Source organism: Candidatus Nanopelagicus limnes, assembly GCF_002287885.2.
Lineage (GTDB): Bacteria > Actinomycetota > Actinomycetes > Nanopelagicales > Nanopelagicaceae > Nanopelagicus > Nanopelagicus limnae.
In genome coordinates, this window is record NZ_CP016768.2 from 517,821 (window position 1) to 532,429 (window position 14,609).

General features: G+C 41.1%; 14 protein-coding genes. 13 read left to right on the forward strand and 1 reads right to left on the reverse strand.

Translation table 11 applies throughout. From position 1 onward, the window contains the following. The first annotated feature begins 1 nt into the window (after position 1). From murD to B1s21122_RS02680, 10 genes are all read left to right on the forward strand, one after another. Positions 2-1,351: a UDP-N-acetylmuramoyl-L-alanine--D-glutamate ligase gene (gene murD / locus B1s21122_RS02635; RefSeq protein WP_095680773.1), complete on the forward strand. Its 1,350-nt coding sequence runs from the start codon at positions 2-4 to the stop codon at positions 1,349-1,351. Between the two features lies 1 nt (position 1,352). Continuing rightward, positions 1,353-2,537 (forward strand): putative lipid II flippase FtsW, encoded by a 1,185-nt coding sequence (ftsW, locus tag B1s21122_RS02640; protein ID WP_095680772.1) that lies wholly within the window; start codon positions 1,353-1,355, stop codon positions 2,535-2,537. Then, the gene (locus B1s21122_RS02645; protein WP_095680771.1) at positions 2,534-3,625 is read left to right on the forward strand and encodes a UDP-N-acetylglucosamine--N-acetylmuramyl-(pentapeptide) pyrophosphoryl-undecaprenol N-acetylglucosamine transferase; all 1,092 of its coding nucleotides are present in this window, start codon (positions 2,534-2,536) and stop codon (positions 3,623-3,625) included. Before ftsW ends, B1s21122_RS02645 begins: the two co-directional genes overlap by 4 nt. Further along, positions 3,622-5,025, forward strand: coding sequence for a UDP-N-acetylmuramate--L-alanine ligase (gene murC / locus B1s21122_RS02650; RefSeq protein ID WP_095680770.1), 1,404 nt, complete (start codon positions 3,622-3,624; stop codon positions 5,023-5,025). The genes B1s21122_RS02645 and murC overlap by 4 nt, the downstream gene beginning before the upstream one ends. A gap of 8 nt (positions 5,026-5,033) precedes the next feature. After that, positions 5,034-5,765: a cell division protein FtsQ/DivIB gene (locus B1s21122_RS02655; protein ID WP_095680769.1), complete on the forward strand. Its 732-nt coding sequence runs from the start codon at positions 5,034-5,036 to the stop codon at positions 5,763-5,765. A gap of 192 nt (positions 5,766-5,957) precedes the next feature. Then, the gene (ftsZ, locus tag B1s21122_RS02660; RefSeq protein WP_095680768.1) at positions 5,958-7,097 is read left to right on the forward strand and encodes a cell division protein FtsZ; all 1,140 of its coding nucleotides are present in this window, start codon (positions 5,958-5,960) and stop codon (positions 7,095-7,097) included. 8 nt (positions 7,098-7,105) lie between these two features. Continuing rightward, the gene (locus B1s21122_RS02665) at positions 7,106-7,708 is read left to right on the forward strand and encodes a purine nucleoside phosphorylase YfiH/LACC1 family protein (protein WP_095680767.1); all 603 of its coding nucleotides are present in this window, start codon (positions 7,106-7,108) and stop codon (positions 7,706-7,708) included. Further along, the gene (locus tag B1s21122_RS02670; protein ID WP_095680766.1) at positions 7,705-8,391 is read left to right on the forward strand and encodes a YggS family pyridoxal phosphate-dependent enzyme; all 687 of its coding nucleotides are present in this window, start codon (positions 7,705-7,707) and stop codon (positions 8,389-8,391) included. Before B1s21122_RS02665 ends, B1s21122_RS02670 begins: the two co-directional genes overlap by 4 nt. A 9-nt stretch (positions 8,392-8,400) precedes the next feature. Next, complete coding sequence (locus B1s21122_RS06455) at positions 8,401-8,853, forward strand: cell division protein SepF (RefSeq protein WP_095680765.1); 453 nt, start codon at positions 8,401-8,403, stop codon at positions 8,851-8,853. Positions 8,854-8,868: 15 nt separating this feature from the next. After that, a complete protein-coding gene (locus tag B1s21122_RS02680; RefSeq protein WP_095680764.1) occupies positions 8,869-9,153 on the forward strand; it encodes a YggT family protein in 285 nt (94 codons plus the stop codon). Here the strand turns inward: B1s21122_RS02680 and ileS are convergent. Next, positions 9,150-12,290, reverse strand: coding sequence for an isoleucine--tRNA ligase (ileS, locus tag B1s21122_RS02685; protein WP_095680763.1), 3,141 nt, complete (start codon positions 12,288-12,290; stop codon positions 9,150-9,152). The genes B1s21122_RS02680 and ileS overlap by 4 nt on opposite strands. Before the next feature lie 118 nt (positions 12,291-12,408). Between ileS and B1s21122_RS02690 the strand changes: the two genes are divergently transcribed. Genes B1s21122_RS02690 through B1s21122_RS02700 form a run of 3 tightly spaced genes read left to right on the forward strand, consistent with a single transcriptional unit; the run spans position 12,409 to position 14,608 of the window. Beyond that, entirely contained in the window at positions 12,409-13,191 is a 783-nt protein-coding gene (locus B1s21122_RS02690; RefSeq protein ID WP_095680762.1) for a TraR/DksA family transcriptional regulator, read from the forward strand. Positions 13,192-13,229: 38 nt separating this feature from the next. Further along, entirely contained in the window at positions 13,230-13,673 is a 444-nt protein-coding gene (locus tag B1s21122_RS06460) for a signal peptidase II (RefSeq protein WP_223299096.1), read from the forward strand. Next, entirely contained in the window at positions 13,670-14,608 is a 939-nt protein-coding gene (locus B1s21122_RS02700; RefSeq protein WP_095680760.1) for an RluA family pseudouridine synthase, read from the forward strand. Before B1s21122_RS06460 ends, B1s21122_RS02700 begins: the two co-directional genes overlap by 4 nt. Position 14,609 lies beyond the last annotated feature (1 nt).

Genomic DNA, 14,609 nt, shown 5'->3' on the forward strand with positions numbered 1-14,609 from the left:
CATGAGCTATGTTTCAGAATTAGCTGGAAAAAAATGTTTGGTTATCGGTGCAGGAGTCACCGGTCAGGCCGTTGACAAAGCATTAAAGAAATTTGGGGCTATCTCATATCTTTTTGATGAAAAAACCAACTTAGAATCAAAGGTTATCAACCAAATTCCCAAAGAAATTGATTTCGCTGTGGTTTCACCCGGCTGGCGGGCTGATCATCCAGTGATACTTAATCTTAAGAATTTAGGAATTGAAATTATTGGTGAGGTTGATTTTGCTTGGAAAATTAAAGAAGTGATTGCACCAAGCCAAAAATGGGTTGCGTTAACTGGTACTAATGGCAAAACCACCACGATTAAAATGGTGGAATCGATATTTAAGAGCGCAAAAATCAATGGTGCGGCTTGTGGCAATGTTGGTCAAACCGTTATTGAATCTGTAATGCAAGAGCCTGCTCTAGATTACTTGGCATTAGAGTTGTCATCTTTTCAAATTCACTGGAGTGACTTACCTAAGTATGAGTCGGTAGCACTTCTTAATATTGCTGAAGATCACATTGACTGGCATGGCAATTTTGATAACTATGCGCAAGCAAAGCTAAAACTACTTAAGCAAGCAAAGAAATCTTTTGTGAATAAATCCGACAAAGTCTTATCAAATAAAGTTCAAGGTGGATCAGTAATTTGGTTCTCACTCGATACACCGCAACCAGGTGAATTAGGAGTTGTTGAGAACTTATTAATTGACCGAGCTTTTTCTCCTTCACCAAGTGAAGCAAATGAGATATCAGAGCTAGTTGATATCACTCCAACTGTTCCTCACAACATCATGAATGCATTGGCTGCTTCCGCACTTGCTTTATCTCTTGGAGTTAAACATGCATCTATTAAAGATGGATTAAAGAATTTTTCAACTGATCATCACCGTATGCAGCTGGTTCTAAGTAAGGATGAAATAAATTGGGTTGATGATTCAAAGGCAACAAATCCTCATGCTGCGATTGCTTCACTGCTTTCATATTTCAATGTGATTTGGATTGCTGGTGGATTAGCAAAGGGCGCCAGTATGGGTGAATTAGCCAGCAGAGCTGGAAGCCGGATTAAATCAGTAATCCTCATTGGCCAAGATCGAGAGATCATCGCCCAGGCATTTGCGAAGCACTCACCAACTACACAATTAGTCAGAGTTGATCAAAGTAGTGATGCTAAACAACTAATGAAAGATGTTGTTGCGCAAGCGAAGAAAACTGCAAAATCTGGCGACACGGTTTTATTAGCTCCTGCGTGTGCATCAATGGATCAGTTTGATTCATATGTTGAACGTGGGCAATTATTTGCTCAAGCTGTAAAAGAGTTGGTTTAGCATGAGTAGCAATCTAACTATCAAGAAGTATTCAAGAATTTTGGCAAGACCAGAAATTCCTTACTACCTGATCATTTGGAGCACAGTTTTCCTATCAGCATTGGGCTTAACCATGGTTTTATCCTCTTCAACCGTCACTTCGCTGCAAGAAAACGGAAATGCTTATGCAATATTTATGCGTCAATTTTTCTTCTTAGGTTTAGGTAGTTTTGCATTTTATTGGGCTTTCAAAGTTCAAGGAGCCGTCTGGCCAAGAATTGCTCGGTATGCACTATCAATTTCCATTGTAATTTTGTTGTTGCCTTTTGTTCCATTTCTAGGAAAAAACGTTAAAGGAAACAGAAACTGGATTGAAATCGCAGGATTCACCTTGCAGCCATCGGAGATTGCAAAATTCCTTCTAATTCTTTGGTGTGCGTTGCAACTACGAAGAATAGGTGAATACGCTGGAAAGAAATCTCCTTTTCGATTGATTGCTCCAGGTTTTACAGTTGTTGAAGTTCTAATTTTATTTGAGCGTGATTTAGGAACTGCATTGCTGGTCTTAATTATTTTCATCGGAATTTTGTTTATTTCAGGTGCGCCCATGAAACATTTTATTGGGATAGGAGTTTGTGCAGTTGTTATTGGTAGTGCTTTCGTTTTAAGTAGCAATTATCGCGTGAACAGATTTGCTGCCTTATTTGATCCATTTGATGAAAAGTATTACAAGTTTTCTGGATGGCAACCTGCGCACAGCATTATGGGTTTAGCTAGCGGTGGTTTGTGGGGAAGTGGGCTTGGAGCTAGTAAACAGAAGTGGGCAAATTTAGCTGAGGCCCATACCGATTTCATTTTTTCAGTGATTGGCGAAGAGCTGGGTTTATTAGGCACTGTATTGGTCTTGGTTCTCTACGCAGCACTTATTTACTCAATTCTAAGAGTTGCACTAAAAACTAAGGATGATTTCTCTAGATATGCCACTGCGGGAATTGCATGTTGGTTTATTGCTCAAGTGACTATCAATATTGGATCAGTCACTTCATTACTTCCTGTTATTGGTGTTACCTTGCCACTTATTTCCTATGGCGGTTCATCACTATTGGCTAACTTAATTGCAATTGGCTATGTATTAGGTGTTGCTCGAAGAACTCCTGAGATTTCAGAGGGCATAAAGCTGAGTCGGATGAGAAAATCAAGCCAATGAAAACCAAAATATTATTTGCTGGTGGCGGCACGGCCGGCCATGTTGAACCAGCCTTAGCGGTTGCTACTTGGTTAAAAGGTGAGAAACATGACTGGCAATTAACCTTTGTCGGCACTAAAAATGGTTTAGAAAATCAATTGGTCCCTAAAGCTGGATTTGATTTGATTCACATTCCAAAGGTTTTAATGCCACGACAAGTTACCCCTTCAACCTTTCTTTGGCCGATCAAGATAATTTATGCGACATTCAAGGCTCTTAAGATTTGTCGTGAGGCTGATTTAGTAATTGGTTTTGGAGGCTATGCCTGTCCGCCAATTTATCTAGCAGCGGCAATATTGCGTAAACCAATTTTTATTCATGAAGCAAATGCCATTCCTGGTTGGGCTAATCGGTTGGGCGCAGCATTTGCATCAGAAATTTTCATAGCCTTCTCAAGAACCAAACTAAAGTTAGGTAAATGGCGAAATGCTAAATTATCAGGAATGCCAATTAGGGCTGAAATTATTGCTTCATCCAAGTTATCGTCTGTTGAATCCCAAAAGATTAAAAATGACCAATTAGATAAATGGCAACTTTCTAAGGAAAAACCAACAATTTTAGTTTTTGGGGGATCCCAAGGCTCAAGACATATAAATGAAGCAATCATGCAATCTCTTTCTGCCTTTACTGAGCGAAATGTGCAGGTAGTTCATTCGGTAGGACGCAGTAATGCACTGCCAACTTCAACTGAGAACTATCTTCCACTTTCATATATTGAAGACATGTCATCTGCCTATCATGCAGCTGATTTAGTGATTGCTAGAAGTGGTGCGTTAACTTGCGCAGAGCTTGCTGCAGTTGGAAAATTTGCAATTCTTATACCGCTTCCAATCGGCAATGGTGAGCAATCTGCTAACGCTTCAGATCTACAAGCAGTAGGAGCTGCTGAAGTAGTTGCCGACGATAAGTTCAATTCCGGATGGTTAATAAGTAATTGGAGTGAAATTTGGCGCAAAGCAAGTAATTATCGTCCAACTAATTGGGGTGAGTTTTCGGCCAGTGAAGTGATAGGCAAAGCAATAATTGAAAAAATAGGTAGCAGGAAATGAGTATCGCATTGAATTACTCATTAGCGGATCTTTCTAAACTAAAGATTCATTTTATTGGCGTGGGTGGTGCGGGTATGAGTGGGATTGCTCGCATCATGCTGGCAAAGGGATTTTCTATATCAGGTTCGGATAAAAATGATTCACCAATGCTCACCTCTCTTAAAGCACTGGGCGCAAAAATTGAGATTGGTCATGATGCAAAAAATTTGGGTGATGCCGATCTTGTAATCATCTCTTCTGCGATTGGCGAGAAGAATCCGGAATTGATGGCTGCAAAAAATAAGGGAGTCCCAATAGCTGCACGTGCAATCGCCTTGGCTTGGCTGATGTCAGATTCCACATCAGTTGCAGTTGCTGGTACGCATGGCAAAACTACAACAACTGCAATGCTTACAGTCGCACTGCAATCAGCGGGTATGGATCCTTCATTTGCAATTGGCGGAACGATAAACACTGCAGGTACAAATGCCCATAGTGGCAGTGGTTCGATATTTGTCGCTGAAGCAGATGAATCCGATGGTTCATTTTTAGCATATAAACCCACAGGTGCAATTATCACCAACATTGAATTAGATCATGTCGATCATTTTGCAAATGAAGATGAGGTTTTTGTAGTCTTTGAGCAGTTTGTTGACTCTATAAAACCTAATGGATTTCTTGTTGCTTGTGGAGATGATGACGGAGTTCATAACTTGTTGAAACGGATTAAACGAAAAGATCTAAAAATTCACCTTTATGGCAAGGGTGAAAAAAATGATTTTAGAATCGACAAAATTCACTTAGCCCCAACAACTTCAACTGCAAGCATCTCAAGTACTGGCAGGAAAATAGGGGAGCTAAAGTTGGCCGTAGCTGGTGAACATAATGTGCTTAACGCATTGGCAGCATTTGCTTCAGCTAGTGCTTTAGGAGTGGCAGAGGAAAAGGTGGTAGCTGGTCTAGGCACCTTTACCGGAACTAAGCGACGATTTGAACTAAAGGGTGAGGTTTCTGGCATAAAGGTAATTGATGATTATGGCCATCATCCAACAGAACTAATAGTTACTTTAAAAGCTGCAAAAAATTTAGCCCAAGCTGGGCGAGTATTAGTGATTTTTCAACCACATCGTTATTCAAGGACAGCGGCTTTCGCCAATCAATTCTCACAAGCTCTCTCTTTGGCAGATTTCACTTACCTACTAGAGGTCTACGCAGCTAGTGAAAAACCATTACCGGGAATTTCTTCTTTATTAATTGCAAAGAATATGAGTACTCAGCAAGTTAAATTTGAACCTTCGATGCTGCAAGTGGTTTCTGATGTAGTAGCCATGGCTAAAAGTGGGGATGTGATTATCACTTTAGGAGCCGGGGATGTGAGTTCACTAGGGGAACCAATTTTACAAGCGCTGGCATCTCGTTAATTCAGTCAATGTCATACAAGATATCCAAAAGATTTAAACGCCTTTTATTCTCAATACTGCTTATTAGCTCGATCTCTTTCGCTTCCTACCTACTTGGATGGTCATCACTCTTGACGGTTGAAGAGGTGGAAATTAAGGGCACAGAATCAACATCAGTAATTTTAAATGAGCTAAAAAGTAAAGATGTTGAACCAGTAGTTGGTCAGAAATTAGCTCGAGTTGAGATCCGGTCAGTGAAAAGAGTTCTAAGTGATTTAGATTGGATAGCCTCAGCTCAGGCATCTCGAAATTGGCTTTCAAAAAAGATAGAAATTCAAGTTGTTGAACGGGTTGCAGTTGCGAAGGCATTAACTGAGAGCAATTCAATGGTTAATTTCGATAGCGACGGTTCAATTTTCAACCCAACCTCTAATAAGCAATTAAAGGGGCAAGAATTACTGCCATTAGTTTCAACTGCCGGTGATAGTAGAAAAGATCTGGTTGATGTGGCCTTGCTTTTAAAACAAATCCCAGCAGAGCTGAGTTATCTAGTTAGTGATCTGGACCAAATCTCTGTTACAAAGGCCGGGTATATCTTGATGAGTACCAGAATCAATAGCCAAGCGGTCCGAATTAATTGGGGCAGTATTGATCAGATAGATCAAAAGTTTTCAGTTCTGCAGGCACTTCTGAAATTGCCTGAAAATAAGGGGATAAAGCAGGTTGATTTATCAGAGCCCAAAGCTCCAATAGTTAAATAAAACATTGATTTTTAAGGGGCTTTTTTAGAGTTTAAATTTCAGATATTTTCAATGAATTATTGGCAAATATTTAATGCATTAAAAATCGTGTCGGTGTTTGATTGCCTTGCCACTAGTGCCTAGTTTTGCGTAATCAGAAAAGCATAACTTTAACTCTCAACTTGAGATTTAGTGCTAGGGAAGAGGAAAAAAGTGGCAACACCGCAAAACTATTTAGCTGTTATCAAAGTTGTTGGTATCGGCGGCGGCGGCGTAAACGCTGTTAACCGAATGATTGATGTCGGTTTAAAAGGTGTTGAATTTATTGCAATCAATACAGATGCTCAAGCATTGTTAATGTCGGATGCAGATGTGAAATTAGATATTGGTAGAAAATTAACTAGAGGATTAGGTGCAGGTGCTGCGCCAGAGATTGGTCGTCAAGCCGCACTTGATCACATTGATGAAATTGAAGAAGTATTACGTGGCGCGGACATGGTTTTTGTCACCGCTGGTGAAGGTGGCGGCACTGGAACAGGTGGCGCTCCGATAGTTGCAAAGGTTGCAAAAGATTTAGGCGCGCTAACAGTTGGTGTAGTTACAAAGCCATTTACTTTTGAAGGAAAGCGTAGAACAGCACAAGCTGAAGAGGGTATTGAAAATTTGAGAAGTGAAGTTGATACTTTGATTGTAATTCCAAATGATCGTTTGCTTGCAATTTCAGATAGATCTATCTCAGCCTTGGAAGCATTTAAGACAGCTGATCAAGTTCTGTTATCTGGCGTTCAAGGAATTACAGATTTGATTACAACTCCTGGATTGATAAATCTAGATTTTGCTGATGTTAAAAGCGTTATGGCTGGCGCAGGTTCTGCATTGATGGGAATTGGATCAGCTCGAGGTGAAGCAAGATCAATCAGAGCTGCCGAACTTGCAATCTCTAGCCCACTTCTTGAAGCATCAATTGATGGCGCGCATGGCGTACTGCTTTCAATTGCTGGTGGATCAGATCTTGGTTTATTTGAAATTTCAGAAGCTGCTGAACTAGTAGCAAAATCTGCTCATCCAGATGCAAACATAATTTATGGAACTGTAATTGATGATGCGTTAGGGGACGAGGTACGTGTAACTGTGATTGCTGCTGGCTTTGACGGTGGACAACCAAAGCGTATGGTGATGCCTGTAATTGATGCAGCCACTATTAGTGGTGAAGCAGATCCAATAGCTGCTAATGATCCACTTGCAGTCGCACTTGATTTAAATGTTGGTGATTCAGATCGTCCACGTAAGCGAATTACCTTTGAAGACCTAGTTGCAGAAGATGAGATCGATATCCCTGATTTCATGCGGTAGTAGCCATAATGGCTCGACTGCTCTTTACTGCTAGACAATTTGGTTCCCTGGCGGATCCAGTATCAAGTGGCAATATTGAAAGATTATCCAAGCTACTTGCTAAACCAATTCAAATAATGACCCAAGATCACGGCAATCAAGTTTCTGTTATTGAACAATCAATATCAGCACCCGTTGCTGATGCAATTGTTAGCAATAATAAAGAGATTGCGTTAGTGGTCCGAGTGGCTGACTGCCTGCCACTGCTTTTGTATTCAACTAATGTAATTGCCGCAGTTCATGTGGGGCGAAAAGGATTAATGAATCAGGTTGCAGTTAATGCTGTGGCCGAGATGAAAAAACTTGGAGCAAAAGATATAACAGGTGTTGTTGGGCCGCATATTTGCGGTAAATGTTATGAGGTGGGCGCAGATATTTTTGCTGAAGTAACAGCTGCCTACCCTGCAACTTTTAAGAAGCAAAATCACCTTGATCTATATGCCGGATTAGTTTCCCAGTTACCTGAAGTTAAGCTTTCAAATGTTAATTTATGTACCAAAGAGAACACTGATTACTTCTCATACCGTGCCCATGGCGAGGGTGGTAGACAGGTTGGAGTGATAAGTCTATGAGCCGAAAGCAGGAAATTGAGGAAAACCTAAATCAGGTAAGGGAAAAAATCGCAGCAGCGGCTAAAAAAAGCGGTCGAGATTCCAGTGACATCAATTTAATTGCTGTAACCAAAACCTTTCCCATTTCAGATTTAGAAATCCTCTACTCCTTAGGTTTACGGGAGTTTGGTGAAAATAGAGATCAGGAAGCAAGTGTTAAAGCCAAGGAACTTCCGCAAGATATCAACTGGCATTTTCAAGGAGGAATTCAGAGCAATAAGTTAAAATCAATATGCAGTTGGGCCTCAGTTATTCACTCTGTTGATCAATTTAAATATGCCCAAATAATCTCAGAGCAGCCAAATCCAAAACCAATGCAGATTTTTATTCAGGTTTCATTGGATCAACCGCCTGAATCTAGGGGAGGGGTAGATCCAGCAAAATTGACTGAGTTAGCAAATCAGATTTCATCACTTGCAAATATAAAGATTCTAGGTTTGATGGCGGTTGGGCCGGTGGATCAAGCGGTTGAGCCAGCATTTGCAAGATTGCAGCAAATTCAAGCAAGCTTTTTAAGCCAGTTCAAAGATGCAGTTTTTCTCTCCTCTGGCATGAGTGGGGATTATGAAATGGCTATTTCTTATGGTGCGACACATCTACGAATTGGCAGTTCAATCCTCGGTATTAGACCCCCCATCAAATAGATTTATGCCATGGCTAGTGCATTTAAGCGAGTTGCTGGATACCTCGGACTCATGGATGAGGAAGAGTTAGACCACGGAACAAATCAGTTAACTGAGCGAGCACCCAGATTAGTGCGTGCAAATAGCAAGCCAATGGCAAAATCAAATGTTGAATTGATGCCACATGTTGAGTCATCAAAAATTATGGATCATATTATTTCGTTAACACCTCGCACCTACAGCGAAGCACGTCTAATCGGTGAGCATTACCGTGAGGGCAAGCCAGTCATTATGAATTTGAGTGACATGGAAGAGAGTGAGCGCAAACGCTTAGTTGATTTCGCATCTGGTTTAGTTTTTGGTCACCATGGCAGCATTGAAAGAGTTACTCCAAAAGTATTTCTACTAACCCCTCCAAATGTTTCAGTAAGTGTTGAAGATAAAACATCAGCAGCACAAGCAAGTTTCTTTAACCAAAGCTGATTTAGCTTTCTTCTAATGAGTTTCATTCTTAGCCTTGTTTATTGGTTACTCAATTTATTCTTAATTGCTCTAATTGGTCGATTAATTCTTGATTACATTCGGATTTTTTCACCAAATTTTCGTCCCCGTGGAATATTTCTAGGGATTGCAGAATTGATTTATTCAGTTACGGATCGACCACTTAGTTTTGTAAGGCAATTTGTGCCACCGCTACGGTTAGGCGGTATTTCACTGGATCTTTCTTTTATCGTTGTGTTTTTCGTAGTTCAGTTACTGATGCGTTTAGTAATAATTCTTTAGTTCTTTACTAGATTTAACCAAAGTCCAAGCTCGTTGCCATCACTGCTTTGACCTTTATCTTGCACCAAATTGGTAGCCAAAACCTCTGCGCTAATTTCAGCAACAGCTGAGGTGATTGCGGATGCAACCTGGTCAGGAGCGTTCCAATTAACACTAATTCGATCACTTACATCTAAGCCAATCTTTTTGCGCTCCTCTTGGATTGCTCTAATTACCTCACGCACTAGTCCTGATTGAATTAGCTCAGGGGTTAATGCCAAATCTAAAGCCAAGCTTTCACCGGCATGAGATGCAACCGACCAACCAGTTCGAGGTGTTTCAGTTACAACCAAATCATCAATATCAATCTCAGCAGACTTTGAACCATTTGTTAGGTCCACCGATAATTTAAAGGATTTATTCTCGCGCAGGTGTTTAACCATTTCTGTGTGATTAGCTGAGGTGATTGCCTTAGCTATTATTTGAACATCAGCACCAAATTTCGTGCCAAGAGTTCTAAAGTTAGCCTTGACTGATACATCTACTAAATCTGCTTCGGCGACATGAATGCCATCTAATTTGAGGATATTTAATTCTTCGGCGATATGAGTCTTAATTTCCTCAGAAATCTTTGCCCAACCAGGAGCTGAAACAAGTGCTCTGGAAAGTGGTTGACGAATCTTTACCCCAGATTCTGCTCTGGCAGATCTTCCCAACTCAACTAAGCGCCTTGATAGCGCAACAGAGGTTGAAAGATTCTCATCGATCATCTTTTTATTAGCTTCTGGAAAATCAGCCAAATGCACAGATTCAACCTGGTCAGCTTCAGCAACTTTAATCAAAGATTGCCAAACATGTTCGGCAATAAATGGCACCATTGGAGCCAGCAGGAGAGTCAGATTCTTTAAGCAAAAATAAAGAGTGTTTAGGGCAACTTCATCGCCATCCCAAAAGCGGCGGCGTGATCTGCGCACATACCAGTTGGAAAGATCATCGATAAAGGCTGCCAGAAGTTGACCAGCCTCTTGTGAATCAAAATTTTCAAGTGCTTTATCTACGCCAACAATTAATTTGTTTAGTTCGGAGAGGATCCACTTATCCATCAAAGTTAAATCAGCTGAAACTTTTGAAACTTCAAAATCTGCAGCATTGGCATAGAGAGTGAAGAAGGAGATTGTGTTCCAGTAGGTAAGCAGAGTTTTACGAACTACATCAGAGATTGCATCATGTCCTACCCGACGAGCACTCCAAGGTGATCCAGCAGCCAGCATGTACCAGCGCACAGCATCAGCGCCATGCTGATTCATTAATGGCATAGGTTCAAGCACATTTCCAAGGTGCTTACTCATCTTTCGACCATCTTTATCCAAGATATGTCCTAAACAAAGAACAGTTTTATATGAAGATTTATCAAAAACTAAAGTGCCAATTGTCATTAATGTGTAGAACCAACCTCTAGTTTGATCAATGGCTTCGCAAATAAAATCCGCAGGGTAGGTGGCGTTGAACTTCTCAACCGATCCAGATTGGCGTGGGTAACCCCATTGGGCAAATGGCATTGCACCTGAGTCATACCAGCAATCAATTACCTCGGGAATTCTTTGCATGGTTTCAGAACATTTATCACACTTGAATTTAATGTCATCTACAAAGGGACGATGCGGATCTAATTTGCTTAACTCTTGACCTGCTAATTTTCCAAGCTCGGCAAGGGAACCTACACAGATTTCATGCTTATTTTCACATCTCCAAATTGGTAAAGGTGTGCCCCAGTAACGATTACGCGATACCGCCCAATCAATATTGTTATTCAACCAATCGCCAAATCTGCCAGTTTTAATCGTTTCTGGATGCCAATTAGTTTTTGAGTTCTCTCGTAGAAGATCTTCTTTAATTGCAGTGGTTTTTACATACCAAGAAGGTTGTGCGTAATACATCAAAGCTGTGTGACATCTCCAGCAATGAGGGTAGGAGTGCTCAAACTGTAAACTTTTAAACATTAAGCCACGAGATTTCAAATCCTTAATCAGAGCTTTATCAGCATCTTTGAAAAATACACCGCCAATTAATGGCACCTCTTTTTGAAAATGGCCATCCGGGTTAACTGGATTTACAACCGGCAGGTTGTATTTGCGACAAACTTCTAGGTCATCTGCTCCAAAAGCTGGAGATTGGTGAACTAAACCGGTGCCATCTTCAACTGTCACGTAATCGGCTAGAACCACAAAATGAGAGTCATTGATTTCGACAAAATCAAAGGGCCGGGAGTATTTCGTATGTTCAAGATCCTTACCAATGAAGGTGGCAATTACTTTTCTATCTTCACCTAACACGGAGGCCAAATCTGCCGCCACAACTAACCGTTCGGTCTTTTCATCAACAGTAATTTCAACTACTTGGTACTCAACCTTTGGGTTAACAGCTACTGCTGTATTTGATACCAATGTCCAAGGTGTTGTAGTCCAAACCAACAGGCTTGCTTTCAGTTCGGCTAATTTTCCCGAAGTTACTGGAAAGCGAACAAAAACTGATGGGTCTTTAATAGTTTCATATCCTTGGGCTAATTCATGATCTGATAATCCAGTTCCACATCTTGGGCAGTACGGCGCAACCCGATGATCTTGAACCAATAACCCTTTGTTCCAAATTTGTTGAAGCGACCACCAAACACTCTCGATATATTCTGGCGACATAGTCCAATACGCTTCATCGAAATCAACCCAAAAGCCCATTCGTTTTGTCATGTCCGTAAACTCATCAACATGTCGCTGCACTGACTCTTTGCATTTTTCATTAAAGGCTGCCACGCCGAATTTTTCAATATCTGCTTTACCTGTGAAGCCCAACTCTTTTTCAACAGCAATCTCAACTGGCAAACCATGGCAATCCCAACCAGCTTTGCGAATTACTTGCTTGCCTTTCATTGTTTGAAAACGGGGAAACAAATCCTTAAATACTCGCGCCTCAATATGGTGTGTACCCGGCTTACCATTTGCAGTTGGTGGGCCTTCATAAAAACTCCACCGAGCTGCACCATTTCTATTTTCAACTGATTTTTCAAAAACCTGATTTTGAGTCCAAAAATCTAGAATTCCCATTTCCATTGCAGGCAGATCAATTTGCGCAGGTAAGCTATTAATCTTGCGCTTCTTATTCATATCCACCCCGCATTCTAACGCGGGAACAATCCAATTCTTCCTCTCATTTTTCCCTACGGGGGTGGCGGTTGGTAATTAGTTGAGCCAAGCCATAACCTTTCCCCCTTCAGGGGGTAATGTGGCTATCAAGAAGTTGTTTAAGAAATCATCAAAGAAAAATTCAAAATCAGCAGCAAAAAAGCCTGCTAAAAAAGTGGCTAAAAAGGTAGTGGCTAAAAAGCCTGCACCTAAGAAAGCTGCAAAAAAGATTGCCAAACGCTCACCAAATATTGTTAAGCCATCACTAGCCAAAAAACCTAGCTTCAAAAAAGCGCCGGGAAAACCCTTTCCAGCAAAATTACAAACTTCAACATCTGGTTCTTCAACCACAATTTCAGTAACGTCAACGATGCCAAATGCAAATGCACAACCAATCGTAGAAGAACGTAGATTGGTGATGTTGCCACCGCCTAAGCCAGTTCTTAAGTCCAAGAAAGCTGCTGCGCTTAAGCCGATTAAAAGCGCACCAGCGCCTTTAATTGTTAACTCAGGTGAAAATGCTTGGAACGCCGCCGAACTAAAGAGCATAAAAGCTGAACTATCAAAAGATTTGATTCGCTTAAAGAAAGAGTTAGAAATCGCAGAGGCTGAAATGGAAGATTTAGTTGAAGCAGCAGGTGTTGGAGCTGGCGATGACCAAGCAGATGCTGGTGCGAAAACCTTTGAACGCGAACATGAGATGTCTTTGGTTTACAACGCCAGAGATATGGTGCAACAAACCGAGCGAGCTTTAGAGAGAATTGAAAGTAAAACTTACGGCAAGTGTGAAGAATGTGGAAACTTTGTTGGTAAAGCTAGATTGCAAGTTTTCCCACGCGCAACTCTTTGTATGGTTTGTAAGCAAAAGGAGGAACGACGCTGAACTTAATTCAGCGAAAGTGGTTAGCGGTAACCGCTCTAATAGTTTTTGCCTTAGATTATTCAACTAAAACTTTAGCTCTAAATTACCTAACTACGCAGCCAAAACAAATCCTTGGAACCTTCCTGCAGCTTCGGTTAACTTTTAATTCAGGTGCAGCTTTTAGCCTTGCCTCTAGTGGCACGATATTTTTATCCTCCTTTGCAATCATAGTTTCGGCAGCGATTTTTTATTATGGAAGAAAAGTAACCTCCAAGCGATGGGCGTTCGCCCTAGGTCTTGCACTCGGTGGAATATTTGGAAATTTATCAGATCGAATATTTAGACCACCAGGTGCGTTACAAGGAGAAGTAGTTGATTGGATTCAACTTCCGAACTGGCCAGTTTTTAATGTTGCAGATATGGCAGTAGTTAGCGCAGCTTTTGTAGTTTCATATTTAAGTTGGAAGAATGTGCCATTTAGCAAGAATCGAGATGATTCATGAGTGAACGTGAAATTAGGAATCTCTCTATTCCAGAAGGATTAAATCAAGAGAGAGTGGATGCAGCGCTATCTAGATTATTAGGGCTCTCTCGCAATGTAATTGTTGGATTAATTGAGCATGGAGAGATTTCCAAGGATGGAAAAGCAGTTGGTAAATCAGATCGAGTGGCAACTGGTGATCAACTAGAGATTTTGCTGCCGGCCGCAAAGGGTGAAGCCAAATTAGTTGCCACGCCAATTGATGGTTTAAAAGTTGTTTATGATGATGAGTTTTTAATAGTGATTGATAAACCTGTTGGAATTGCCGCTCATCCAAGTCCTGGCTGGCAAGGAGCCACTGTAGTTGGCGCCATATTTGCAGCTGGTTACCAATTGGCAACTTCAGGAGCTGCTGAGCGACAAGGTGTTGTGCATAGATTAGATGTTGGAACTTCAGGTTTAATGGTAGTTGCAAAAAATGAGGTTGCTTATTCAAAGTTGAAGGATCAGTTTAGAGATCGCACAGTGTCAAAGGTTTACCATGCATTAGCGCAAGGTCATATGGATCCAACAGTTGGCACAATTGATGCACCAATTGATAGGCACCCAAGAGAGGATTATCGATTTGCTGTTGTCGCAAATGGCAAACCAAGTATTACTCACTACAAAACATTAGAGGTTTTTCCAGCGGTAACTTTGCTAGAGATTGAACTTGAAACTGGCAGGACTCATCAAATACGAGTTCACTTTTCAGCACTTCATCATCCATTAGTTGGCGATTTAACCTATGGATCAGATCCCGCCCTAGCCACACGCCTTGGCATCACCAGACCTTGGCTGCATGCAAAGCAGCTCGCTTTTGATCACCCAGCAAGTGGTGAACGTTTATCCTTTAATGCAGAGTACCCAGCGGACCTGACACGCTCATTAGAGGTACTTTCAGATATTTCCCGCTAGA

Excerpts from the sequence above, each read along its gene's own strand:
- ileS (WP_095680763.1), bottom strand. The coding sequence starts at position 12,290 with ATGAATAAGAAGCGCAAGATTAATAGCTTACCTGCGCAAATTGATCTG.
- B1s21122_RS02665 (WP_095680767.1), top strand. The coding sequence starts at position 7,106 with ATGGCTCGACTGCTCTTTACTGCTAGACAATTTGGTTCCCTGGCGGAT.
- B1s21122_RS02680 (WP_095680764.1), top strand. The coding sequence starts at position 8,869 with ATGAGTTTCATTCTTAGCCTTGTTTATTGGTTACTCAATTTATTCTTA.
- B1s21122_RS06455 (WP_095680765.1), top strand. The coding sequence starts at position 8,401 with ATGGCTAGTGCATTTAAGCGAGTTGCTGGATACCTCGGACTCATGGAT.
- ftsW (WP_095680772.1), top strand. The coding sequence starts at position 1,353 with ATGAGTAGCAATCTAACTATCAAGAAGTATTCAAGAATTTTGGCAAGA.
- B1s21122_RS02655 (WP_095680769.1), top strand. The coding sequence starts at position 5,034 with ATGTCATACAAGATATCCAAAAGATTTAAACGCCTTTTATTCTCAATA.
- B1s21122_RS02670 (WP_095680766.1), top strand. The coding sequence starts at position 7,705 with ATGAGCCGAAAGCAGGAAATTGAGGAAAACCTAAATCAGGTAAGGGAA.
- murC (WP_095680770.1), top strand. The coding sequence starts at position 3,622 with ATGAGTATCGCATTGAATTACTCATTAGCGGATCTTTCTAAACTAAAG.
- B1s21122_RS02700 (WP_095680760.1), top strand. The coding sequence starts at position 13,670 with ATGAGTGAACGTGAAATTAGGAATCTCTCTATTCCAGAAGGATTAAAT.
- murD (WP_095680773.1), top strand. The coding sequence starts at position 2 with ATGAGCTATGTTTCAGAATTAGCTGGAAAAAAATGTTTGGTTATCGGT.
- B1s21122_RS02645 (WP_095680771.1), top strand. The coding sequence starts at position 2,534 with ATGAAAACCAAAATATTATTTGCTGGTGGCGGCACGGCCGGCCATGTT.